At 52.1% G+C, this 17,321-nt stretch carries 13 protein-coding genes, 1 other RNA gene and 2 pseudogenes; all 16 read left to right on the top strand.

The genetic code is table 11. The annotated features are described in order from the left end of the window. Positions 1-31: 31 nt before the first annotated feature. The 16 genes and pseudogenes from ccoG to mraY all read left to right on the top strand — a co-directional run bounded on the left by ccoG (position 32) and on the right by mraY (position 17,321). Positions 32-1,492: a cytochrome c oxidase accessory protein CcoG gene (ccoG, locus tag AC0L73_RS14005; protein WP_473654010.1), complete on the top strand. Its 1,461-nt coding sequence runs from the start codon at positions 32-34 to the stop codon at positions 1,490-1,492. Then, complete coding sequence (locus AC0L73_RS14010; protein ID WP_473654011.1) at positions 1,489-1,986, top strand: FixH family protein; 498 nt, start codon at positions 1,489-1,491, stop codon at positions 1,984-1,986. Before ccoG ends, AC0L73_RS14010 begins: the two co-directional genes overlap by 4 nt. Beyond that, on the top strand, positions 1,974-4,295 hold the full coding sequence (locus tag AC0L73_RS14015) for a heavy metal translocating P-type ATPase (RefSeq protein WP_473654012.1): 2,322 nt from the start codon (positions 1,974-1,976) through the stop codon (positions 4,293-4,295). The genes AC0L73_RS14010 and AC0L73_RS14015 overlap by 13 nt, the downstream gene beginning before the upstream one ends. After that, a pseudogene (ccoS, locus tag AC0L73_RS14020) lies at positions 4,292-4,446 on the top strand (cbb3-type cytochrome oxidase assembly protein CcoS). The gene AC0L73_RS14015 and the pseudogene ccoS overlap by 4 nt, the downstream one beginning before the upstream one ends. Before the next feature lie 96 nt (positions 4,447-4,542). Then, the gene (locus tag AC0L73_RS14025; RefSeq protein ID WP_473654013.1) at positions 4,543-5,280 is read left to right on the top strand and encodes a TerB family tellurite resistance protein; all 738 of its coding nucleotides are present in this window, start codon (positions 4,543-4,545) and stop codon (positions 5,278-5,280) included. A 14-nt stretch (positions 5,281-5,294) separates the two neighbouring features. Next, positions 5,295-6,167, top strand: coding sequence for a DMT family transporter (locus AC0L73_RS14030; RefSeq protein ID WP_227953002.1), 873 nt, complete (start codon positions 5,295-5,297; stop codon positions 6,165-6,167). Beyond that, positions 6,160-6,918 carry an N-acetylmuramoyl-L-alanine amidase gene (locus tag AC0L73_RS14035; RefSeq protein WP_473654014.1) on the top strand — a complete coding sequence of 253 codons (759 nt, stop codon included), beginning with the start codon at positions 6,160-6,162 and terminating at the stop codon, positions 6,916-6,918. Before AC0L73_RS14030 ends, AC0L73_RS14035 begins: the two co-directional genes overlap by 8 nt. A gap of 27 nt (positions 6,919-6,945) precedes the next feature. Then, positions 6,946-7,324: RNase P RNA component class A (gene rnpB / locus AC0L73_RS14040), an RNA gene on the top strand. 66 nt (positions 7,325-7,390) lie between these two features. Beyond that, positions 7,391-9,247, top strand: coding sequence for a cation:proton antiporter domain-containing protein (locus AC0L73_RS14045; RefSeq protein ID WP_473654015.1), 1,857 nt, complete (start codon positions 7,391-7,393; stop codon positions 9,245-9,247). Between the two features lie 503 nt (positions 9,248-9,750). Beyond that, positions 9,751-10,215 carry a division/cell wall cluster transcriptional repressor MraZ gene (locus AC0L73_RS14050; protein WP_227953007.1) on the top strand — a complete coding sequence of 155 codons (465 nt, stop codon included), beginning with the start codon at positions 9,751-9,753 and terminating at the stop codon, positions 10,213-10,215. Further along, entirely contained in the window at positions 10,208-11,167 is a 960-nt protein-coding gene (gene rsmH, locus AC0L73_RS14055; protein ID WP_473654016.1) for a 16S rRNA (cytosine(1402)-N(4))-methyltransferase RsmH, read from the top strand. The genes AC0L73_RS14050 and rsmH overlap by 8 nt, the downstream gene beginning before the upstream one ends. Further along, positions 11,164-11,568 carry a cell division protein FtsL gene (gene ftsL, locus AC0L73_RS14060; RefSeq protein WP_227953011.1) on the top strand — a complete coding sequence of 135 codons (405 nt, stop codon included), beginning with the start codon at positions 11,164-11,166 and terminating at the stop codon, positions 11,566-11,568. The genes rsmH and ftsL overlap by 4 nt, the downstream gene beginning before the upstream one ends. After that, positions 11,565-13,361, top strand: a complete 1,797-nt coding sequence (locus tag AC0L73_RS14065; protein ID WP_473654017.1) for a peptidoglycan D,D-transpeptidase FtsI family protein — start codon at positions 11,565-11,567, stop codon at positions 13,359-13,361. Before ftsL ends, AC0L73_RS14065 begins: the two co-directional genes overlap by 4 nt. Then, a complete protein-coding gene (locus AC0L73_RS14070; protein ID WP_473654018.1) occupies positions 13,348-14,805 on the top strand; it encodes a UDP-N-acetylmuramoyl-L-alanyl-D-glutamate--2,6-diaminopimelate ligase in 1,458 nt (485 codons plus the stop codon). The genes AC0L73_RS14065 and AC0L73_RS14070 overlap by 14 nt, the downstream gene beginning before the upstream one ends. Continuing rightward, a complete protein-coding gene (locus AC0L73_RS14075; protein WP_227953017.1) occupies positions 14,798-16,234 on the top strand; it encodes a UDP-N-acetylmuramoylalanyl-D-glutamyl-2,6-diaminopimelate--D-alanyl-D-alanine ligase in 1,437 nt (478 codons plus the stop codon). Before AC0L73_RS14070 ends, AC0L73_RS14075 begins: the two co-directional genes overlap by 8 nt. Next, positions 16,234-17,321: pseudogene (gene mraY, locus AC0L73_RS14080) on the top strand (phospho-N-acetylmuramoyl-pentapeptide-transferase). The gene AC0L73_RS14075 and the pseudogene mraY overlap by 1 nt, the downstream one beginning before the upstream one ends.

Below are 17,321 nucleotides of genomic sequence, written 5' to 3' on the forward strand. Positions count from 1 at the left end.
CGTTTAACCTTTCCATTTTGGAGTAAGGGTTGTGGCTAACAGCTCCGTAGAGAATATCGATGTACGTCCGGTTAACAAGAAAGAAAACCGGGCGCTTTTCAAAAAACGCGAAAAAATCCAGCCGAAGAAAGCGCGCGGAAACTTCCGTCGTCTGAAATGGATCATCATGGGTGTAACCTTGGCGATCTATTACATCACACCTTGGATTCGCTGGGATCGCGGAGACAGCGGGCCGGATCAGGCTGTGCTAATCGATCTCGCACGGGAGCGGTTTTACTTCTTTTTTATCGAGCTTTGGCCACAGGAAGTATACTACATTACCGGGTTACTCATTCTGGCGGCAATTTCCCTGTTTCTGGTGACGTCACTGTTTGGGCGTGCCTGGTGCGGATATTCCTGCCCTCAAACAGTCTGGACAGACCTATTTATCTTCGTAGAAAGGATGATAGAGGGGGACCGCAATGCCCGCCTTAGGCTGGACAAGGCACCGATGTCGATCTCCAAGCTTGTTAAACGAATAGCAAAGCATTCAATCTGGATTATCATTGGAGTGCTAACCGGCGGCGCGTGGATTTTCTATTTTGCCGACGCCCCAACGTTACTCCGGGATCTGTTCACATTTGAGGCACCTATTATCGCCTATTCAAGTGTGGCCGTTTTGACAGCGACGACCTATGTGTTCGGCGGTTTGATGCGGGAGCAGGTTTGCACTTACATGTGCCCGTGGCCACGAATACAGGGCGCAATGGTGGATGAAGATACTCTGACCGTCACCTACCATAGTGGCAGAGGAGAGCCGCGCGGTCCGCATAAAAAGGGGGAGCCCTGGACTGATCGCGGGCATTGCATCGACTGTAACCAATGCGTTGCGGTTTGCCCGATGGGTATTGATATTCGGGATGGGCTGCAGCTTGAATGTATTACCTGTGCGCTGTGTATTGATGCCTGCAATGATGTGATGGACAAGGTCGACTTGCCGCGCGGTCTCATCGGGTATGATACGCATGCCGGCCAGTTCGACAGCAACCCGGAACGCAAGCTCGATATTCGCTTTATTCGGCCACGGACGATTGCTTATGGATTGATCCTGGCGCTTGTTGGTGCGGTGATGCTCTATGCCTTGCTCAACCGGTCGGTCCTTGATGTGAATGTCATACGCGACCGTAACCCGCTGTTCGTGACTTTATCGGACGGTTCCATTCGAAATGGCTACACGGTCAAAATTCTAAATAAAATTCATGAGACCCGACAGTTTCAGATTGAAGTAGAGGGGCTAAAAAATGCTCAGGCCTGGATTGAAAGCGGTCCACCGGTTGGGTTGCCGATGATCGTGACAGTTCCGGCAGATGCCCTTTCCAGCTATAAGCTTTTTATATCTGCACCTGCTGAAGATCTGCAGAGTAAGACTTCGGATATCGATGTTGTCGTTACTGATTTTAAGAGTAATGAGCGTGATATTCAGGAAACCAGCTTCAAGGGGCCGGAGAAATGAGTGCAAGCATTAACGGAAAACCCCTCACCGGACGGCATGTTGCTCTTATGCTGGCGGCATTTTTTGGATTGATGTTCGCTGTCAATGGCGCCTTCGTATATTTTGCGCTCGGTAGTTTTTCGGGGCTTAGTGAAGATGATGCCTATAAACGGGGACTTACTTATAACGAGGAAATCGATCACCGTGCGCGGCAGCTTGCGCGCGGGTGGCAGCCCGCATTGTCATTCGAGCAGACAGCTGCGGCAGAAGGTACGATAATCTTCAGTATACTGGACCCTGATGGTAGAAGTATTGAGGATCTTGAAGTCGTTGCGACCATTCGTCGCCCGGTAATTGATGGGACTGATCAAAGCCTCTCGTTGATGTATAGTGAGGAAAATTACACTGCGGATATTACACTTATGGGGTCTGGTCAGTGGGATGTTTCCATTCTTGCGCATGGCGGCGGCTATGAGGAGCCTTATCGGCTGGATAAGAGGATATGGGTCAAATAGCCCTTAAAAATCAGGAAAATCTTACAACTGGACGTTCGTACGATCTGGGTGGTGATTGTTGTTCCAGCGGAGCCATGGCACTCAACGATGCGGCATCCCCAGCAGCTGATTTTGATGACTTTGTGAGTGCCGACCCTACAGCTTTTGTTGAAACTGATCAGGACGGCAATGCCATCCTGCATACTCTTGTTGAAAATATGCATTGCGCCAATTGTATTAAGACAATTGAGCAGACGTTAAAATCCAATCCGGCTGTATTGGATGCGCGGGTTAATTTTTCTACCCGGCGGCTCTTTCTGCGGTGGCTCCCTGACGGCGTAGATGTTGGTGAACTTGTGAAGCCGATTATCGCGCTCGGCTATCCTCTCACACCCTACAATCCTGCGATGATAATATCGGCCGCAGCGGAGGAAAATGCGCGTCTCCTTCGAGCGCTGGCCGTTGCGGGATTTGCTGCGGCGAATGTGATGCTGCTCTCCGTTTCAGTTTGGGCGGGGTTGTTTTCTGAGGATATGGGGCCAGCGACCCGAGATTTTCTACACTGGATTTCTGCCTTGATCGCGCTTCCGGCTGTCGCTTACGCGGGTCAGCCCTTCTTCAAATCTGCGATGGCAGCCCTTCGTGCGGGACGCCTTAATATGGATGTTCCCATATCCCTTGCGGTTATTTTAGCGGCAGGAATGAGTCTTGCCGAAACTGTTCAGGGCGGGGATCATGTCTACTTTGATGCTTCGGTAACTTTGCTCTTCTTCCTTTTGATCGGGCGTTACCTTGATAATGCCGCCCGCAGCAAGGCGCGCTCCGCGGCGGAGCGTTTGTTGCTTCTGAAGGCGGTGGCCGCGACGATCGTTCTCCCCGACGGAAGTTGTAAAACAGTATCGGTCGAAACCGTCACGCCGGGAACCCATGTCAAAATTATGGTCGGGGACAGACTGCCCGTCGATGGGGTGGTCGCTAAAGGCCGGTCGGACCTCGATGTAAGTTTGATAACCGGAGAAAGTCTGCCAAGCGTTGTTAGTGCCGGCGATAATGTGTTTGCCGGGACGCTGAATTTGAGCGCGCCGCTTGAGATTGAGGCCACAAAGACAGGGGACAATACCTTGCTCGGTGACATTGTCCGGTTGATGGAGGCGGCAGAGCAGGGGCGTGCGAAATATGTTCGCCTTGCCGACCGGATTGCAGGGTTCTATGCGCCCGCAGTTCATATTTTGGCGGCGGTGACATTCATAGGCTGGTGGATTTTGGCTGGTAGCTGGCAAAATGCACTCATGCAGGCCGTGGCCGTATTGATAATTACCTGTCCTTGCGCGCTCGGCCTTGCTGTACCTGTTGTCCAGGTGGTGGCGAGCGGACGGCTCCTGGTGAAGGGAATTCTGGTCAAGGCCGCAGATGGTCTTGAACGCCTCGCTGAGGTGGATACCATTGTTTTTGATAAAACGGGAACCCTGACTGAAGGCCGTCTTGATCTCGTTAATCGTGAAGAAATTACATCCGCACATCTTGATCTTGCCGCCCGGATTGCCCGCAATAGTCGCCATCCGCTTGCTCGCGCTGTCGCCCGCGCGGGCAATGGCGCAGGGGAATATCTTGACGTCGAGGAATGCCCCGGCGAAGGCCTGAAAGCGGTGTTGAACGGAACAGCAATACGCCTTGGAAATCGTACTTTCTGTCATGTGAGCGGTGATGCAGGCTCTAACGAGGCACCCGGTCCCGAACTATGGCTTAAAATTGAAAATGAGAAAGCTATACAGTTTCGTTTCCGGGATCGGTTGCGTCCCGGTGCCCACGTTGTGATTGAAAATTTGAAGGCGCAAGGCTTCAAGATTGATCTTCTGTCGGGTGATCGGGAGGCTGTGGTTGAGGGCCTTGCCGATACGCTTGGCATTGAAAATTGGTATGCCCAGAAAAAGCCTGAGGATAAGGTTGCGCATCTTAAATCTTTGGAAGCGGCTGGGCATAAAGTATTGATGGTCGGAGATGGCCTTAATGATGCGCCGGCACTGGCCTCTGCACATGTCTCTCTCTCCCCGGCGAGTGCAGCGGATATCAGCCAAACTGCGGCCGATTTTGTTTTTCAGGGTAGGGATCTATCAGCCGTTGCGGAAACAATCAAGGTTGCCCGTATGTCCAGACGTTTGATCTTCCAGAATTTCTCTCTCGCCTTTCTTTATAATGCTATTGCCGTTCCGTTGGCCGTTGCCGGGATCGTGACCCCTCTGATTGCAGCAGTCGCCATGTCCGCATCATCTCTTGTTGTTTGCCTCAACTCCCTCCGACTGCGGATGGAAAGGAAGGGCGTGATGCAATGAATGTGCTTCTTTACCTTATTCCGGTGGCATTGTTTTTAGGGGGCTCGGGCTTGCCGCCTTCCTCTGGAGCTTGAAAAGCGGCCAGTATGAAGATCTGGATGGTGCCGCAAATCGCATCCTTATCGATGACGAAAATGACGAAATCACCTGACGCGTCAGGTATCTAATGCTGCACAAAGCTAGCAGTTTTGAAACTCTCCTGATATTGTACTCCTGATTTTACTAGTTTCTGGCGGCATAACTCATCATGGCAATTTGGGGAAAAATTCTGGGCGGTGCGGCCGGGCTTCTTGTCGGAGGTCCTCTCGGCGCTCTTGTTGGCGGGCTTGCAGGCCATGCAGTCGATAAATATCGCGAAACGACGTCGGGCGATGAAGAAATCGGTCAACATCATGTCAAGCAAGTCGCCTTTACGATTGCGGTCATCGCACTTGGTGCAAAAATGGCGAAGGCGGATGGCGTCGTTACTCGGGAGGAGATTGACGTCTTCAAACGGGTCTTTCGTATTCCGCCAAATGAAGAGAAAAATGTCGGCCGTGTCTTTAACATGGCGCGTCAGGATACCGCAGGATATGAAGAATATGCGGCCCAGGTAGCGCGAATGTTTCACGATACGCCCCGGATGATGGAAGATCTACTTCACGGTCTGTTCGCCATCGCCATGGCAGATGGCGTTTTGCATCCGGATGAAGATATTTACCTTCAGAATGTCGCGGCGATCTTCGGGTTTAATGAGGCTGCGTATGCCCGTATACGCAGCTATCATGCAAAGGACGGGGAGGGTGATCCATATCAGATTCTTGGTGTTTCTGCCGATATTTCCGATCAGGATTTGAAAAAAGCATATCGACAACTCATACGTGAGAACCATCCGGACAAGGTTGTCGCCGATGGCTTACCGCAGGAATTTGTGGATGTAGCCAATGCCAAGCTTGCCAAAATTAATGCCGCCTACGATCAGATTGAAAAAATCCGCAGCCTGTAGAATCGGAATAAAAATTGAAAAACAGAGATCTAGCCCTGTTGCTGCTGGTCAATATGCTGTGGGCGTCAAATTTCCTGGCGGCGAAGATCGGCATGGAAGTGTTCACGCCACTTCTCTTCACGGCGCTTCGTTTCTCGCTCGTCATTGTCGTGATGCTGCCCTTTGTTTCACTTCCACATGGCAATTGGCGCAAGATTCTGATCATCGGCATTTTGATGGGCGTTTTACATTTCTCCCTGATGTTTTGGGGTTTGTCGCTTTCGCCTGATATCTCGTCCGTGGCGATTATCAATCAAACCTTCGTGCCTTTTTCCGCTCTGCTTGCCATGATTTTCTTGAAAGAAAAGATCGGCTGGCGGCGTTGGGGCGCGATCATTATGGCATTCGCCGGGGTTATGGTGATCGGGTTTGATCCGGTAATCTTTGCGAACTGGCTGTCGCCGACGCTTGTCATCATCGCCTCCTTTCTGGTCTCCCTTAATATGGTGATTGTTCGGACAATGCCGGGGGTTAGCGCCCTCAACCTGACCTTCTGGACAGCGGCGATCGGGACGCTTCCGCTCTATTTTTTCTCTTACCTGTTTGAGGATGGCCAATGGGCTGCGATACAAGCCGCCAATTGGGAAGAGTGGAGCGCGGTTGCCTTCTCTGCCTTGGGGGCGACAGTTGTCGGTCACGGCCTTGGCAATTATCTGGTCAAGCATTATCCTGTCAGTACAATTGCACCATATTATCTTCTGGTGCCCGTCTTCGCCGTTGCGCTTGGTATTATTTTCTGGGGCGACGTTATTACGGTGGAGCTGATGATCGGCGGTGCGATGGTGATGAGCGGGGTTACGATCATTACTTTCCGGTCGGCAAAAAAGAAGCCAGCAAAACATGTCTAAAGCGATTGAAAATATCATTTGGCATCCGTCGCCAAATTTTGATGAGCGTGATACTGATACACCGGTTGATATGCTTGTTCTGCACTATACAGGAATGAAAACGGGCGCTGAAGCCATTGAGCGTCTATGTGATCCGGATGCGAAGGTTAGTGCCCATTACGTTGTTGAGGAAGACGGCCGAATTTTTGCCTTGGTAAAAGAAGAAATGCGTGCCTGGCATGCGGGAGTGTCCAGTTGGCGCGGCTCGCAAAATATCAATGCCCGATCAATCGGGATAGAGATTGTTAATCCCGGTCATGAATTCGGTTGCCGCGCTTTTCCTAAGGTGCAAATGGATGCTGTCACAGCGCTGGCGGCCCATATTGTGGCGCGTCACCCCATTCCGGCGCGAAATGTTGTCGGTCACTCCGACGTGGCACCGCATCGAAAGGAAGATCCAGGCGAACTCTTTGATTGGCAGGAACTTGCGCGATGTGGTGTTGGGCTTTGGGTGCGAGGAAAGTCATCTTCCCATCACAAAATTGCGCCACTGGCGTCTAATGATAAGGGGAGCGCTGTCTCCGACTTGCAGGGGGCGTTGAAGGAATTTGGCTATGACCTCCCGCAGGATGGGCATTACGGTGCGGAGTTGGCGGGCGTAATCTGCGCCTTTCAGCGTCATTGGCGTCCCTCAAAAGTGGACGGGGTAGCAGATGAACAGACGCAAGAAATCATTTACGCGTTGCTTGAAGAAGTTCGCCGCTTGACTTGATGATTTTGCAAGCTTAGTTACAAGCAGACAGATGGCTGGATGATCGCCGCTCACCGAAAGGGGAGGGGAGGAAAGTCCGGGCTCCACGGAAATACGATGCCGGTTAATGGCCGGCGGGGGTGACCCCAGGGAAAGTGCCACAGAAAGTAAACCGCCCGGCTTCCGGGTAAGGGTGAAAGGGTGCGGTAAGAGCGCACCGCGCTTCTGGCAACAGCGGCGGCATGGTAAACCCCATCGGGAGCAAAACCAAATAGGGATGGTCTGCGCAAGGGCAACCTGTGCGCAAGCTGGTTTTTCGGGCTACCATCCGGGTTGGTTGCTTGAGGTGTCTGGCAACAGGCATCCTAGATGAATGATCATCCCCTGATTTCAGGGACAGAACCCGGCTTATAGGCCATCTGCCTTATTTTCTACCGTGATCTGCGGTATAATGAGTTTTTGGCTAGGGCGTCTTTTCGCAATAGGAAATAATATGGGGTTCTTGCGGACAACGGGTCTTGGGGCGGCGGTAGCTTTTCTCCCATTTTTCGCATCACCTGTTTATGCTGCGGCGACGGACATGCCATCGCTCGTCTATGATATCGGTATTAGTTTATTTGTCGCCAGTATCCTTGCGATTGTTTTCGTGCGGATCAAAATCCCGAGCATTGCCGCCTTTCTCGTTTGTGGCATCCTGATAGGGCCGGTCGGGGTCAAGCTTATTACTCAACCCGAAAATATTGAGACGATTTCGGAGCTGGGCTTCATTCTGCTTCTATTTATGATCGGGATGGAAATTGATCTGCGTCGGATGCTCCGCAGCGGCAAGATGATCATCGTATCCGGTTTGCTGCAATACCCATTGACTGTTTTGTTTGGCATTTTGGCGGCTAAAGGGCTGGCATGGATCGGACTGTCAACAGTTGGCGGCAACTATGACGCCTTGTACTTTGGTCTGTTTATTGCCGGTTCCTCCACACTTTTGGTCATCAAGCTTTTCCAGGAAAAGTATGAACTGGATACAGAGCCCGGGCGTATAGCGCTTGGTCTTCTGGTGTTTCAGGATTTCTGGGCCATTATCGTGATCATCCTGCAGCCCTCCTTTGCAGCGCCGAAAATTATGCCGGTGCTATATACCATGCTGGGGATCGGGCTTTTGGCTATTGTATCCTATTCTCTGGCCAAGAGTTTGGTGCCGGTGGTGTTCCGCTGGCTATCCAAGGAGCCGCAGATGATGCTGGTCGGCGCGCTTGGCTGGTGTTTCGCCATTGTTTTTATCGGTTATGGTTTCGAATATGTGGGCGATTTTGTTTTCGGTGAAGGCTCCCATATGTCTGTAGCCACCGGAATGAGCGCCCTGATCGCCGGTTTGACAATCGCAACGCTTCCCTACAGCAGGGAAATTGTTGCCAAGGTCGGGATTGTCCGTGATTTCTTTATTACCTTGTTTTTTGTCGGCCTCGGAATGAGCGTGCCACCGATTGACGGGATAGGCGTTATGCTGATTGCAGTCGCACTCGCTTTCTTTGCTCTGCTGAGTCGCCAGCTGATTTTCTTTCCGTTACTCTATTTTACTGGTGGTGATCAGCGTCATGCGGAAGTCGCCTCTATCCGGCTTGCGCAGATTTCGGAATTCGGCCTCGTTATCTCTTATCTGGGAACCCAGTACGGCCATATCTCCGGAGAGTTTGCGAGTGCGATCATCTTCGCGTTTATTATTACAGCGCTTCTGACCCCGGCGCTTTACAAGCATGCGTATAATATTCATCGCTGGATGGCGCCGTTACTTCAGGCAATGAGGTTTCGGGAGCCTGATGAGGGAGCCCTCGATACGGAGCAGGAATATGACCTGGTCCTTCTCGGGTTTCATCGTGTCGCGTCATCGCTGCTGCATGATATTGCCAAGAACAAGCCGGAGCTGTTGCCGCGTATCCTGGTGATTGATTTCAACGTTCAGCTTCACCCCGCAATCCGCAAGCTGGGTGCGGCGGTCCGCTATGGCGATTTGTCGAATGATGAAATTCTTCTTCATGCGGGCGTTGGGAAAGCGAAAGTTGTGGTTGCCACCATTCCTGATGACATCTTGCGGGGTACCAATAACAAGGAATTGGTAAAGGTGGTTCGGCGGATAAACGAGAAAGCAATTGTAATCGCTAATGCAGAGGAACTCGCGTCCGCGCAGGAAGTTTATGCGTGCGGTGCCGATTATGTCTATATGGGGCGGATCAATACAGCACGCGCATTGGAAGACATTATCACCCGAACTATGGAAGGCTCGCTTGAGGACTTCCGTCGGGACGAAGAAGAGTTGCATGGTCGGCACCACGAACGGGCGGAAATCCTTAAATAGGAGCCGATTTTAGGCGCAAAATTTGCCATAGTTCCGGCTTATATCAGAAAAATACGAATCACTTTTTCCAGGCTCCTGAATTCAGGCAGTATTATTCCCGGACATCAAATTTTTATTTTCTCAGCTTTAGCATAAAAGTGATGCTTTTCCGTCTTTATGCAGCCTGTTTGCGTTGCATCACTGCCGATTAATGGCAACAAATAAATAAGAACAAAAAAAGAACGTATAAAAAATTCCTCATTACTTTCAATAAATCCATAAGCAGATTTTGTTGTCGAGTAACACTCTAATATCGGTCAAAATTTTACTTAAATTCGTCTGAGTTTTCTCCTGTAACCCCCAGTATTTGGGGGTGTTTTCCGTTGACTTCCAGAAAATCCCATGATATCCCGAATTTATCCGTTTTATCCCAGAAGTTCTCGTCTTTATCGGTCTGTGTCTGACTTTCATGCGAAATTATCTGGGCTCTCGGGGAATGGAAAAGTAGGGGGATTTTTGGCTGTATGGCCCTGTTTCTGTCCACATATGTCAACAAAGTCGACAAGAAGGGGCGCGTGTCGGTCCCGGCGCGTTTCCGCGCAGTTCTTGCGGCCAAGGGCTTCGACAGCGTTGTATTGCTGCCGACAATCAATGGTGACGCCATTGATGCCTGTGGCATGGATGTAATGGAAGGCCTGCTTGAAAAGATCGGCGGCTTTGACCCTTTATCAGAAGATCGGGAAAGCTTTGCCGATGCATTGATGAGTGACGCTATTGAGCTCCCGGTTGATGGCGATGGGCGCATTATGGTGCCTCTAAATATGTTGGAGGCTGCTGGTATTGACGGGCAATGCGCCTTTGTCGGACGGGGGGATAGTTTCCAGATTTGGCAGCCGGAGGCCTTTGAGGTACGCAAGAAACAGGCTCGCGCTCGCGCTGCAAAGAAACGTGCCGCCAGTTCGGAAAGTGACGGGGGCGCTGATGTCTAGGCAAGATGCACCACATATTTCTGTTCTGCTTCGCGAGGTTCTGGAAATTCTCAGCCCTAAGGATGGCGGTATTTATGTCGACGGAACCTTTGGGGCCGGTGGTTACTCTCGTGCCATTCTAGAGGCTGCGGACTGTCATGTATATGGGATTGATCGCGATCCATCGGCAATTGCGATGGGTCGTAAGATGGCCGAAGAGTTCCATGGTCGCCTGGTTATGGTTGAGGGATGCTTTGCGGATATGGAGGAGGAACTCTCGGGATTGGGAGTAGACGCGGTCGACGGGATCGCACTCGATATCGGCGTTTCCTCCATGCAGATCGATGAAGCGGAGCGCGGTTTTTCCTTCATGAGGGAAGGTCCACTCGATATGCGCATGTCCGGCAAGGGCCGGACAGCGGCAGAAGTTGTTAATGAAGAATCTGAAGCAGAACTCGCTAGGATTATTTTTGTGTATGGCGAGGAGCGAAGATCACGTGCAATTGCGCGTGCAGTAGCCGAAAGACGCGAGTTGGCGCCTTTCAAGAGTACAGTTGAGTTAGCGGAAGTGGTTGCGTCGGTTGTTCGTCCAACAGGAAAGGGCATTCATCCGGCGACGCGTACCTTCCAAGCGTTGCGTATAGTAGTAAATGATGAACTTGGGCAGCTGGTCAAGGGCTTGGCCGCATCCGAGCGACTGCTTACTCCCGGTGGTCGTATTGCGGTTGTGTCTTTCCATAGTCTTGAAGACCGACGCGTGAAAAACTTCCTGTCAGCAAGGTCTGAAGGGCGCGCCAAGCCGTCTCGTCATGTTCCTGTCTCGGACGAGGGGCCAGCTCCCACTTTCAAGCTCATCAAACGGGGAACTTTTAAGGCCCGCCCCGACGAATTGGCCATTAATCCGCGATCTCGTTCTGCTCGTCTGCGTGGAGCGATCAGGACTGGCGCCCCAGCCTGGACGGAGGCAGCATGAAGTTAAATCTAACAGTTATTTCCCTGGTTCTTGTTGCTGCCGTATCCTTCGGTCTCTACCAACTTTCTTATGAAGTGCAGGAACTGGAAAAAGACCTGAAGGGCCTCAATAAAGGCATATCCGAGAATAAGGAGAGTGTCCGCATCCTGAAAGCGGAATGGACTTATCAGAACCGTCCGGATGTCTTGCAGGCGCTTTCAAGTAAGCATCTGCCTCTGCTCCTGATTGCTCCCTATCAAGTGGCATCGGTTGGCGAAGTGCCGTATCCGCAAGTCGATCCTGAGCAGTATTCTGTTCCTGTGCCGCGCCATAATCCGCGCCGGGACTATTCGCCTGCGACGCCATTGCCGAAAGGGCCGATCCAACTTGCTACCTTCACATATGAAGGAAATATGCAATGAGCGAGCTGACTTGGTCCACTAAGTCACCTCGCCCACGCATCACGCTGACGCCGTCACCTGCCCAAAATCTTCCGGATGATAACCATATGGCGTTGAGGCTCGAAGGCAGCGCAAAAGAAACGCTGGAGCAGGGCCGCAATCGGCTCGTCATGGCGGGCGTTATCTTCGCCATTTGCTTTATTGCTCTTGCCAGTCGGCTCATCGGGCTTGCAATAAGCGGGATCGGAGACGAAGAGGTAATCGCGTCGGAAGCCGATGCACCGCCACCAGTCGCTACAACTGAAAGCAAACGCGCAGAAATCAGGGATCGAAACGGGGTTCTGCTCGCGACCACATTGACCACAGCGTCGTTGTTTGCTGATCCAAAGAAAGTGTTGGACCCCAAGGAAGCCGCGGCGAAGCTGACAACTGTCCTTGGTGATTTGAATGAAGCAACGATTTTGAGTAAGCTGGCCTCGGCCAAGAACTTTATCTGGCTCAAGCGGAATTTAACGCCGTCCCAGCAGTATCAGGTGAATTCACTGGGTATTCCGGGCCTTTATTTTCGGGAAGAAGAGAAACGGTTCTATCCGATGGGGCCGCTCGTCTCTCATGTGATGGGCTTTACCGATGTGGACAACCACGGTATCGCCGGAGTCGAAAAGCATTTTGATGAGCAACTCAGTGGTTCCGGGGAAAGAGCTTCTCAGGAATTGATCCTTTCTCTCGATGTGCGCATACAGCATGCTTTACGGGATGAGCTGTCGCGCCACATGTCAATTTTCCGTGCCATCGGGGCGGCGGGAATGGTTATGGATATCAAAACCGGTGAAATATTGGGAATGGTTTCCTTGCCGGATTTTGATCCGAACCGCCCGGGCGATTTCTCCGGCGACGCCAAATTTAACCGAATATCCCTCGGCGTTTATGAAATGGGCTCGACTTTCAAGACTTTCACAACAGCCATGGGTCTTGATACGGGTACAGTTGGGCTGAACGGTGGTTATGATGCAACGGAACCGATCCGCAAGGGAGGGTTTCGCATTCGGGATGACCATCCGAAGAAGCGCTGGCTGTCTGTTCCTGAAATATATATGTACTCATCCAACATTGGCGCTGCAAAAATGGCAGATGAGGTGGGCCCTAAGAGGCACAAGGCGTTTCTGGCAAAACTCGGTCTTCTTGAGAAGCCGTCTCTCGAAATTCCCGAGATCGGCGCCCCAATTTTGCCGCCAAGATGGAATAGCCTTGAAACCATGACAATTTCATTTGGCCATGGACTGTCTGTCAGCCCCCTTCAGCTCAGCACGGGAATAGCGGCGATTGTCAATGGCGGCAACTATATCAAACCGACAGTGGTCCGGCGGGACTCTGAAAAAAGAACTGCGGTTCGTCAAGTGATCTCGGCCAAGACCTCCGACATTATGCGGCGGCTCATGCGGCTTGTGGTCGAAAAAGGGACGGGCAGTAAGGCGGCGGCACCAGGTTATCTGGTCGGCGGGAAAACCGGAACTGCTGAAAAGGCGGTTGGTGGCCGGTATAAACGCGATGCCTTGATTGCATCTTTCGTCAGCGCCTTTCCGATGAACGACCCGCGTTATGTTGTCTTTGCAATGCTGGACGAACCAAAAGGCAATGCCCAGACACACGGCTTCAGGAGTGCAGGCTGGACAGCTGCTCCGATCGTCGGACGGCTGATTTCCAGGATAGGCCCTATCCTGTCGATCCAGCCGCTAGACGAAGAAAGCGAGGCTATCCAGAAAGCTATGTTTATCCCCATTAATTCAAGGGAGAAGAAGCTTGCGTCTTTCTGAATTGATGAAAGGCCGGAACGTTTCGGCCATGCATGATACTCATATCAAGGGGTTAACTGCCGATAGCCGTCATGTTGAGCCGGGGTTCCTGTTTGCTGCGCTGTCTGGGACTGCGGCAGATGGCAGAGAATATATAGTTGATGCTGTAAAGCGGGGTGCTTCTGCTATCCTGACGGATACATCATATGAGCCCGCCGACTGCGACCTCCCCTGCTTTAGGGAAGAAAATCCGCGTCTTGTTCTGGCACGCCTCGCATCTCGCTTCTATGGGGCGGAGCCGGAAACGATTACGGCTGTCACCGGAACGAACGGCAAGACGTCTGTCGCTTATTTTACGCGTGCTATCTGGCAGGCGATGGGATTACCCGCAGCAAGTATTGGCACTCTTGGGGTAATGATGCCCGACCAGACACTGCCCCTCGGCTACACGACTCCTGAGCCTGTCCTCCTGCATAAAACGCTTACCTATCTCGTCGGTCACGGAATTCAGCACGCGGTTATCGAGGCGTCTAGTCATGGGCTTGATCAGTACCGCCTTGATGGTGCGTGTATAAAATCGGCCGCGTTTACCAATCTGACGCGTGACCATCTTGATTATCACTCGTCATCTGAAGACTATCTGAATGCAAAGCTTGGCTTGATCTCTCGTGTTCTCGACAAGGCGGGAACAGCGGTTCTCAATGCGGATTCGGGAGTATATCCAGCCTTTCTACGGGCGGCCAAGGACCGCGGTGTGAAGATAATCTCCTATGGTCGGATGGCGGATGAACTCAGGCTTATCAATCTCGCACCGGAAAGTGCAGGGCAGATGGTTACTTTGGAAATTTTCGGTAATCGTCAGGAAGTTATGCTTCCGCTGGCCGGTGAGTTTCAGGTCATGAACGCCCTCTGCGCCCTCGGTCTCGTGATCGGCGCGGGCGGTGGCGCTGCGGCGGCAAGCAAAGCTCTCTCCAAGGTGACCAATGTGCCAGGTCGGCTTGAGCTGGTTTCTAAACTCACGAATAACGCCGCGATTTATGTCGATTACGCTCACTCGCCTGACGCGTTGGAAACCGTGCTTGAGGCCGTTAGAGGCCATGCAAAGGGCAAAATTCACGTGGTTTTCGGATGTGGCGGTGACAGGGATAAGGGCAAGCGCGCGGAAATGGGGCGGATTGCAGGTCTTTATGCGGATCGGGCGATTGTGACAGACGATAACCCGCGCACGGAGGACCCTGTTCAAATTCGTTCTGAAATCATTGTTGCCTGTCCTGATGCCCTGAATATCGGGGATCGTTTTTCCGCGATTGAGACGGCGATCAAGGCGCTTGAACCAGAAGATATCCTGGTTGTGGCTGGAAAAGGGCATGAGGAAGGTCAGGTTGTTGGTACGGAAACTATCTCCTTCAATGACAAAAAGGCCGTTCAGCAGATCGTCTCGGCGTTAGGGGGCGAAAATGTCTGATACACCGCTCTGGAAGGGAGCCGCCATTATCGCAGCCGTTGGCGGAAAGGCCGACCGGGAAGATTGGGTCGCGACGGGTGTCTCGATCGACAGTCGGTCTCTTGAAAAGGATGACCTGTTCGTCGCGATTGTCGGGCCGGTGCATGACGGTCATGACTTCGCTCGTGTTGCGTTTGAAAATGGTGCATCGGCGTTGCTGTTGAGCCGACGCCCCGAAGATCTGCCGGCAGACGCGAATGTTATACTTGTCGACGATACCCTGAAGGCGCTGGAAGATCTTGGTTGCGCTGCCCGGGCGCGGACAAATGCGCAAGTGGTTGCGGTCACCGGAAGTGTTGGCAAAACAGGCTCCAAGGAGTCGTTGTTGCACATGTTGTCGCGGCAAGGAAAAACCCATGCCAGTATCGGTAGCTTCAATAATCACTGGGGCGTGCCGTTGTCGCTTTCACGGATGCCTGAAGATACGAAGTTCGCGATATTCGAGCTTGGCATGAACCATCCGGGGGAGCTTGGTCCTCTATCGAAAATGGTGCGCCCGCATGTCGCGTTGATCACAACGATTGAAGCAGTACATCTGGAGTTTTTCTCTGATGTTGAAGCCATCGCCCGCGCGAAAGCGGAAATTTTTGAAGGGCTAACGTCAAGCGGATCGGTTATCCTCAACGGTGATAACAGCTATGGCGGCTTACTTAAAAGCATAGCGGCAAACAACGGTATTACGCGCATCCTGACATTCGGTGAAAAGTCGGAAGCGGATATCCGTCTAACGGATTTTACGCTTTATCCCGATCATAGCGATGTAGCGGTTAAGATCTCCTCTCATGAAGTGTTTTTCCGTCTTGGTGTGCCGGGACGCCATTGGATCAGTAATATCCTTGGTGTCTTAGGCGCAGTAAGCGAGCTTGGTGCTGATATCGAAAAAGCAGCGGAAGCACTTGGTGACTTGCAATCTCCGAAGGGGCGGGGCGCACGTCATATGATACCCTGTATCGGCGGCAACTACATGGTTGTTGACGAAAGTTATAACGCGAGCCCGGCTTCCATGCGGGCGTCACTGGAAGTGCTCCAAAATCTTTACCCGGATGGCAAGGGGCGGCGCGTTGCTGTGCTTGGCGATATGCTGGAGTTGGGAGAGAAGTCTGCCGACATTCACCGGAGCCTGAAAGCGGATGTCTGTGCGGCGGACGTTGATCTGCTTTTCACCTGCGGGCCTAACATGGCGCAATTGGCAGCCTCCATGCCAAGTAAAATTATTACTCATCATGAAGAGACATCGGAAAAGCTGATTGCGCCCCTGCTGGAGACGATCGGCGCTGGTGACATTGTTTTAATCAAAGGCTCGCTGGGCAGCAAAATGCGTATTCCGCTAGAAGCCTTGCTAGAGCGCCGACCGGCCGTTATGGCGGCCGCCGAACAGAGGGGGCGCTGATGCTCTATAATCTTTTATTCCCGCTTGCAGATGACTTCAGTCTGTTTAATTTGTTCCGTTACCTTACCTTCCGGACAGGTGGTGCGGTGATGACGGCGTTGCTGATCAGCTTCATATGCGGTCCTGCTGTTATTCGTTGGCTAAAAAGCAAACAGCATCGCGGGCAACCGATCCGTGACGACGGACCGCAATCGCATATTATCGCCAAGCAGGGCACGCCAACAATGGGGGATTCCTGATCCTGCTCGCGCTTGGGGTCAGTACCTTGCTTTGGGCGGATTTGAAAAATATCTATGTTTGGGTGGTTCTGCTGGTCACGCTTGGATTCGGCGCTATTGGTTTTGCCGATGATTACCTCAAGGTTAGTCGCCATAACACCAAAGGACTTCCCGGCAAGCTTAAACTGTTGTTGGAGCTGTTGATCGCGGGATCTGCCGGCTATGTCATTATGGCAAGCTCGCCTGCGGATATTTCCGGGATGCTTACCATTCCCTTTTTCAAGAACGCTATCATCAATCTCGGTTGGTTCTATATTCCCTTTGCCATTCTGGTAACAGTCGGGGCGGGGAACGCGGTCAATCTAACCGATGGACTTGATGGTCTTGCCATTGTCCCGGTTATGATCGCGGCGGCCTCTTTCGCGTTGATAGCCTATCTGGTGGGGAATGCTGTCTTCTCTAATTATCTGCAGGTTCAGTACGTTCCGGGTTCAGGTGAGCTGACCGTCTTCTGTGGCGCGCTTATCGGTGCAAGCCTTGGCTTTCTCTGGTTCAATGCACCGCCGGCGATGGTATTTATGGGCGATACAGGTTCGCTTGCCATGGGCGGCGCGCTTGGCTCTGTCAGTCTCGTTGCGCGGCATGAGATTGTGCTGGCGATCATTGGTGGGCTCTTTGTGCTGGAAACCGTATCTGTTATTGTTCAGGTGGCATCGTTCAAACTTACGGGCAAGCGCGTGTTCCGTATGGCCCCCTTGCATCATCATTATGAACAAAAAGGCTGGGCGGAGCCGACAATCGTGATCCGGTTCTGGATTATTGCCGTCATTCTCGCCCTTGTTGGCCTTGCATCGTTGAAGTTGAGGTGA

Source organism: Sneathiella sp. D3-11 (assembly GCF_055809395.1).

Coding starts and splice junctions, on each gene's coding strand:
- AC0L73_RS14010 (WP_473654011.1), top strand. CDS start 1,489: ATGAGTGCAAGCATTAACGGAAAACCCCTCACCGGACGGCATGTTGCT.
- AC0L73_RS14015 (WP_473654012.1), top strand. CDS start 1,974: ATGGGTCAAATAGCCCTTAAAAATCAGGAAAATCTTACAACTGGACGT.
- AC0L73_RS14025 (WP_473654013.1), top strand. CDS start 4,543: ATGGCAATTTGGGGAAAAATTCTGGGCGGTGCGGCCGGGCTTCTTGTC.
- AC0L73_RS14035 (WP_473654014.1), top strand. CDS start 6,160: ATGTCTAAAGCGATTGAAAATATCATTTGGCATCCGTCGCCAAATTTT.
- AC0L73_RS14045 (WP_473654015.1), top strand. CDS start 7,391: ATGGGGTTCTTGCGGACAACGGGTCTTGGGGCGGCGGTAGCTTTTCTC.
- AC0L73_RS14050 (WP_227953007.1), top strand. CDS start 9,751: ATGGCCCTGTTTCTGTCCACATATGTCAACAAAGTCGACAAGAAGGGG.
- rsmH (WP_473654016.1), top strand. CDS start 10,208: ATGTCTAGGCAAGATGCACCACATATTTCTGTTCTGCTTCGCGAGGTT.
- ftsL (WP_227953011.1), top strand. CDS start 11,164: ATGAAGTTAAATCTAACAGTTATTTCCCTGGTTCTTGTTGCTGCCGTA.
- AC0L73_RS14065 (WP_473654017.1), top strand. CDS start 11,565: ATGAGCGAGCTGACTTGGTCCACTAAGTCACCTCGCCCACGCATCACG.
- AC0L73_RS14075 (WP_227953017.1), top strand. CDS start 14,798: ATGTCTGATACACCGCTCTGGAAGGGAGCCGCCATTATCGCAGCCGTT.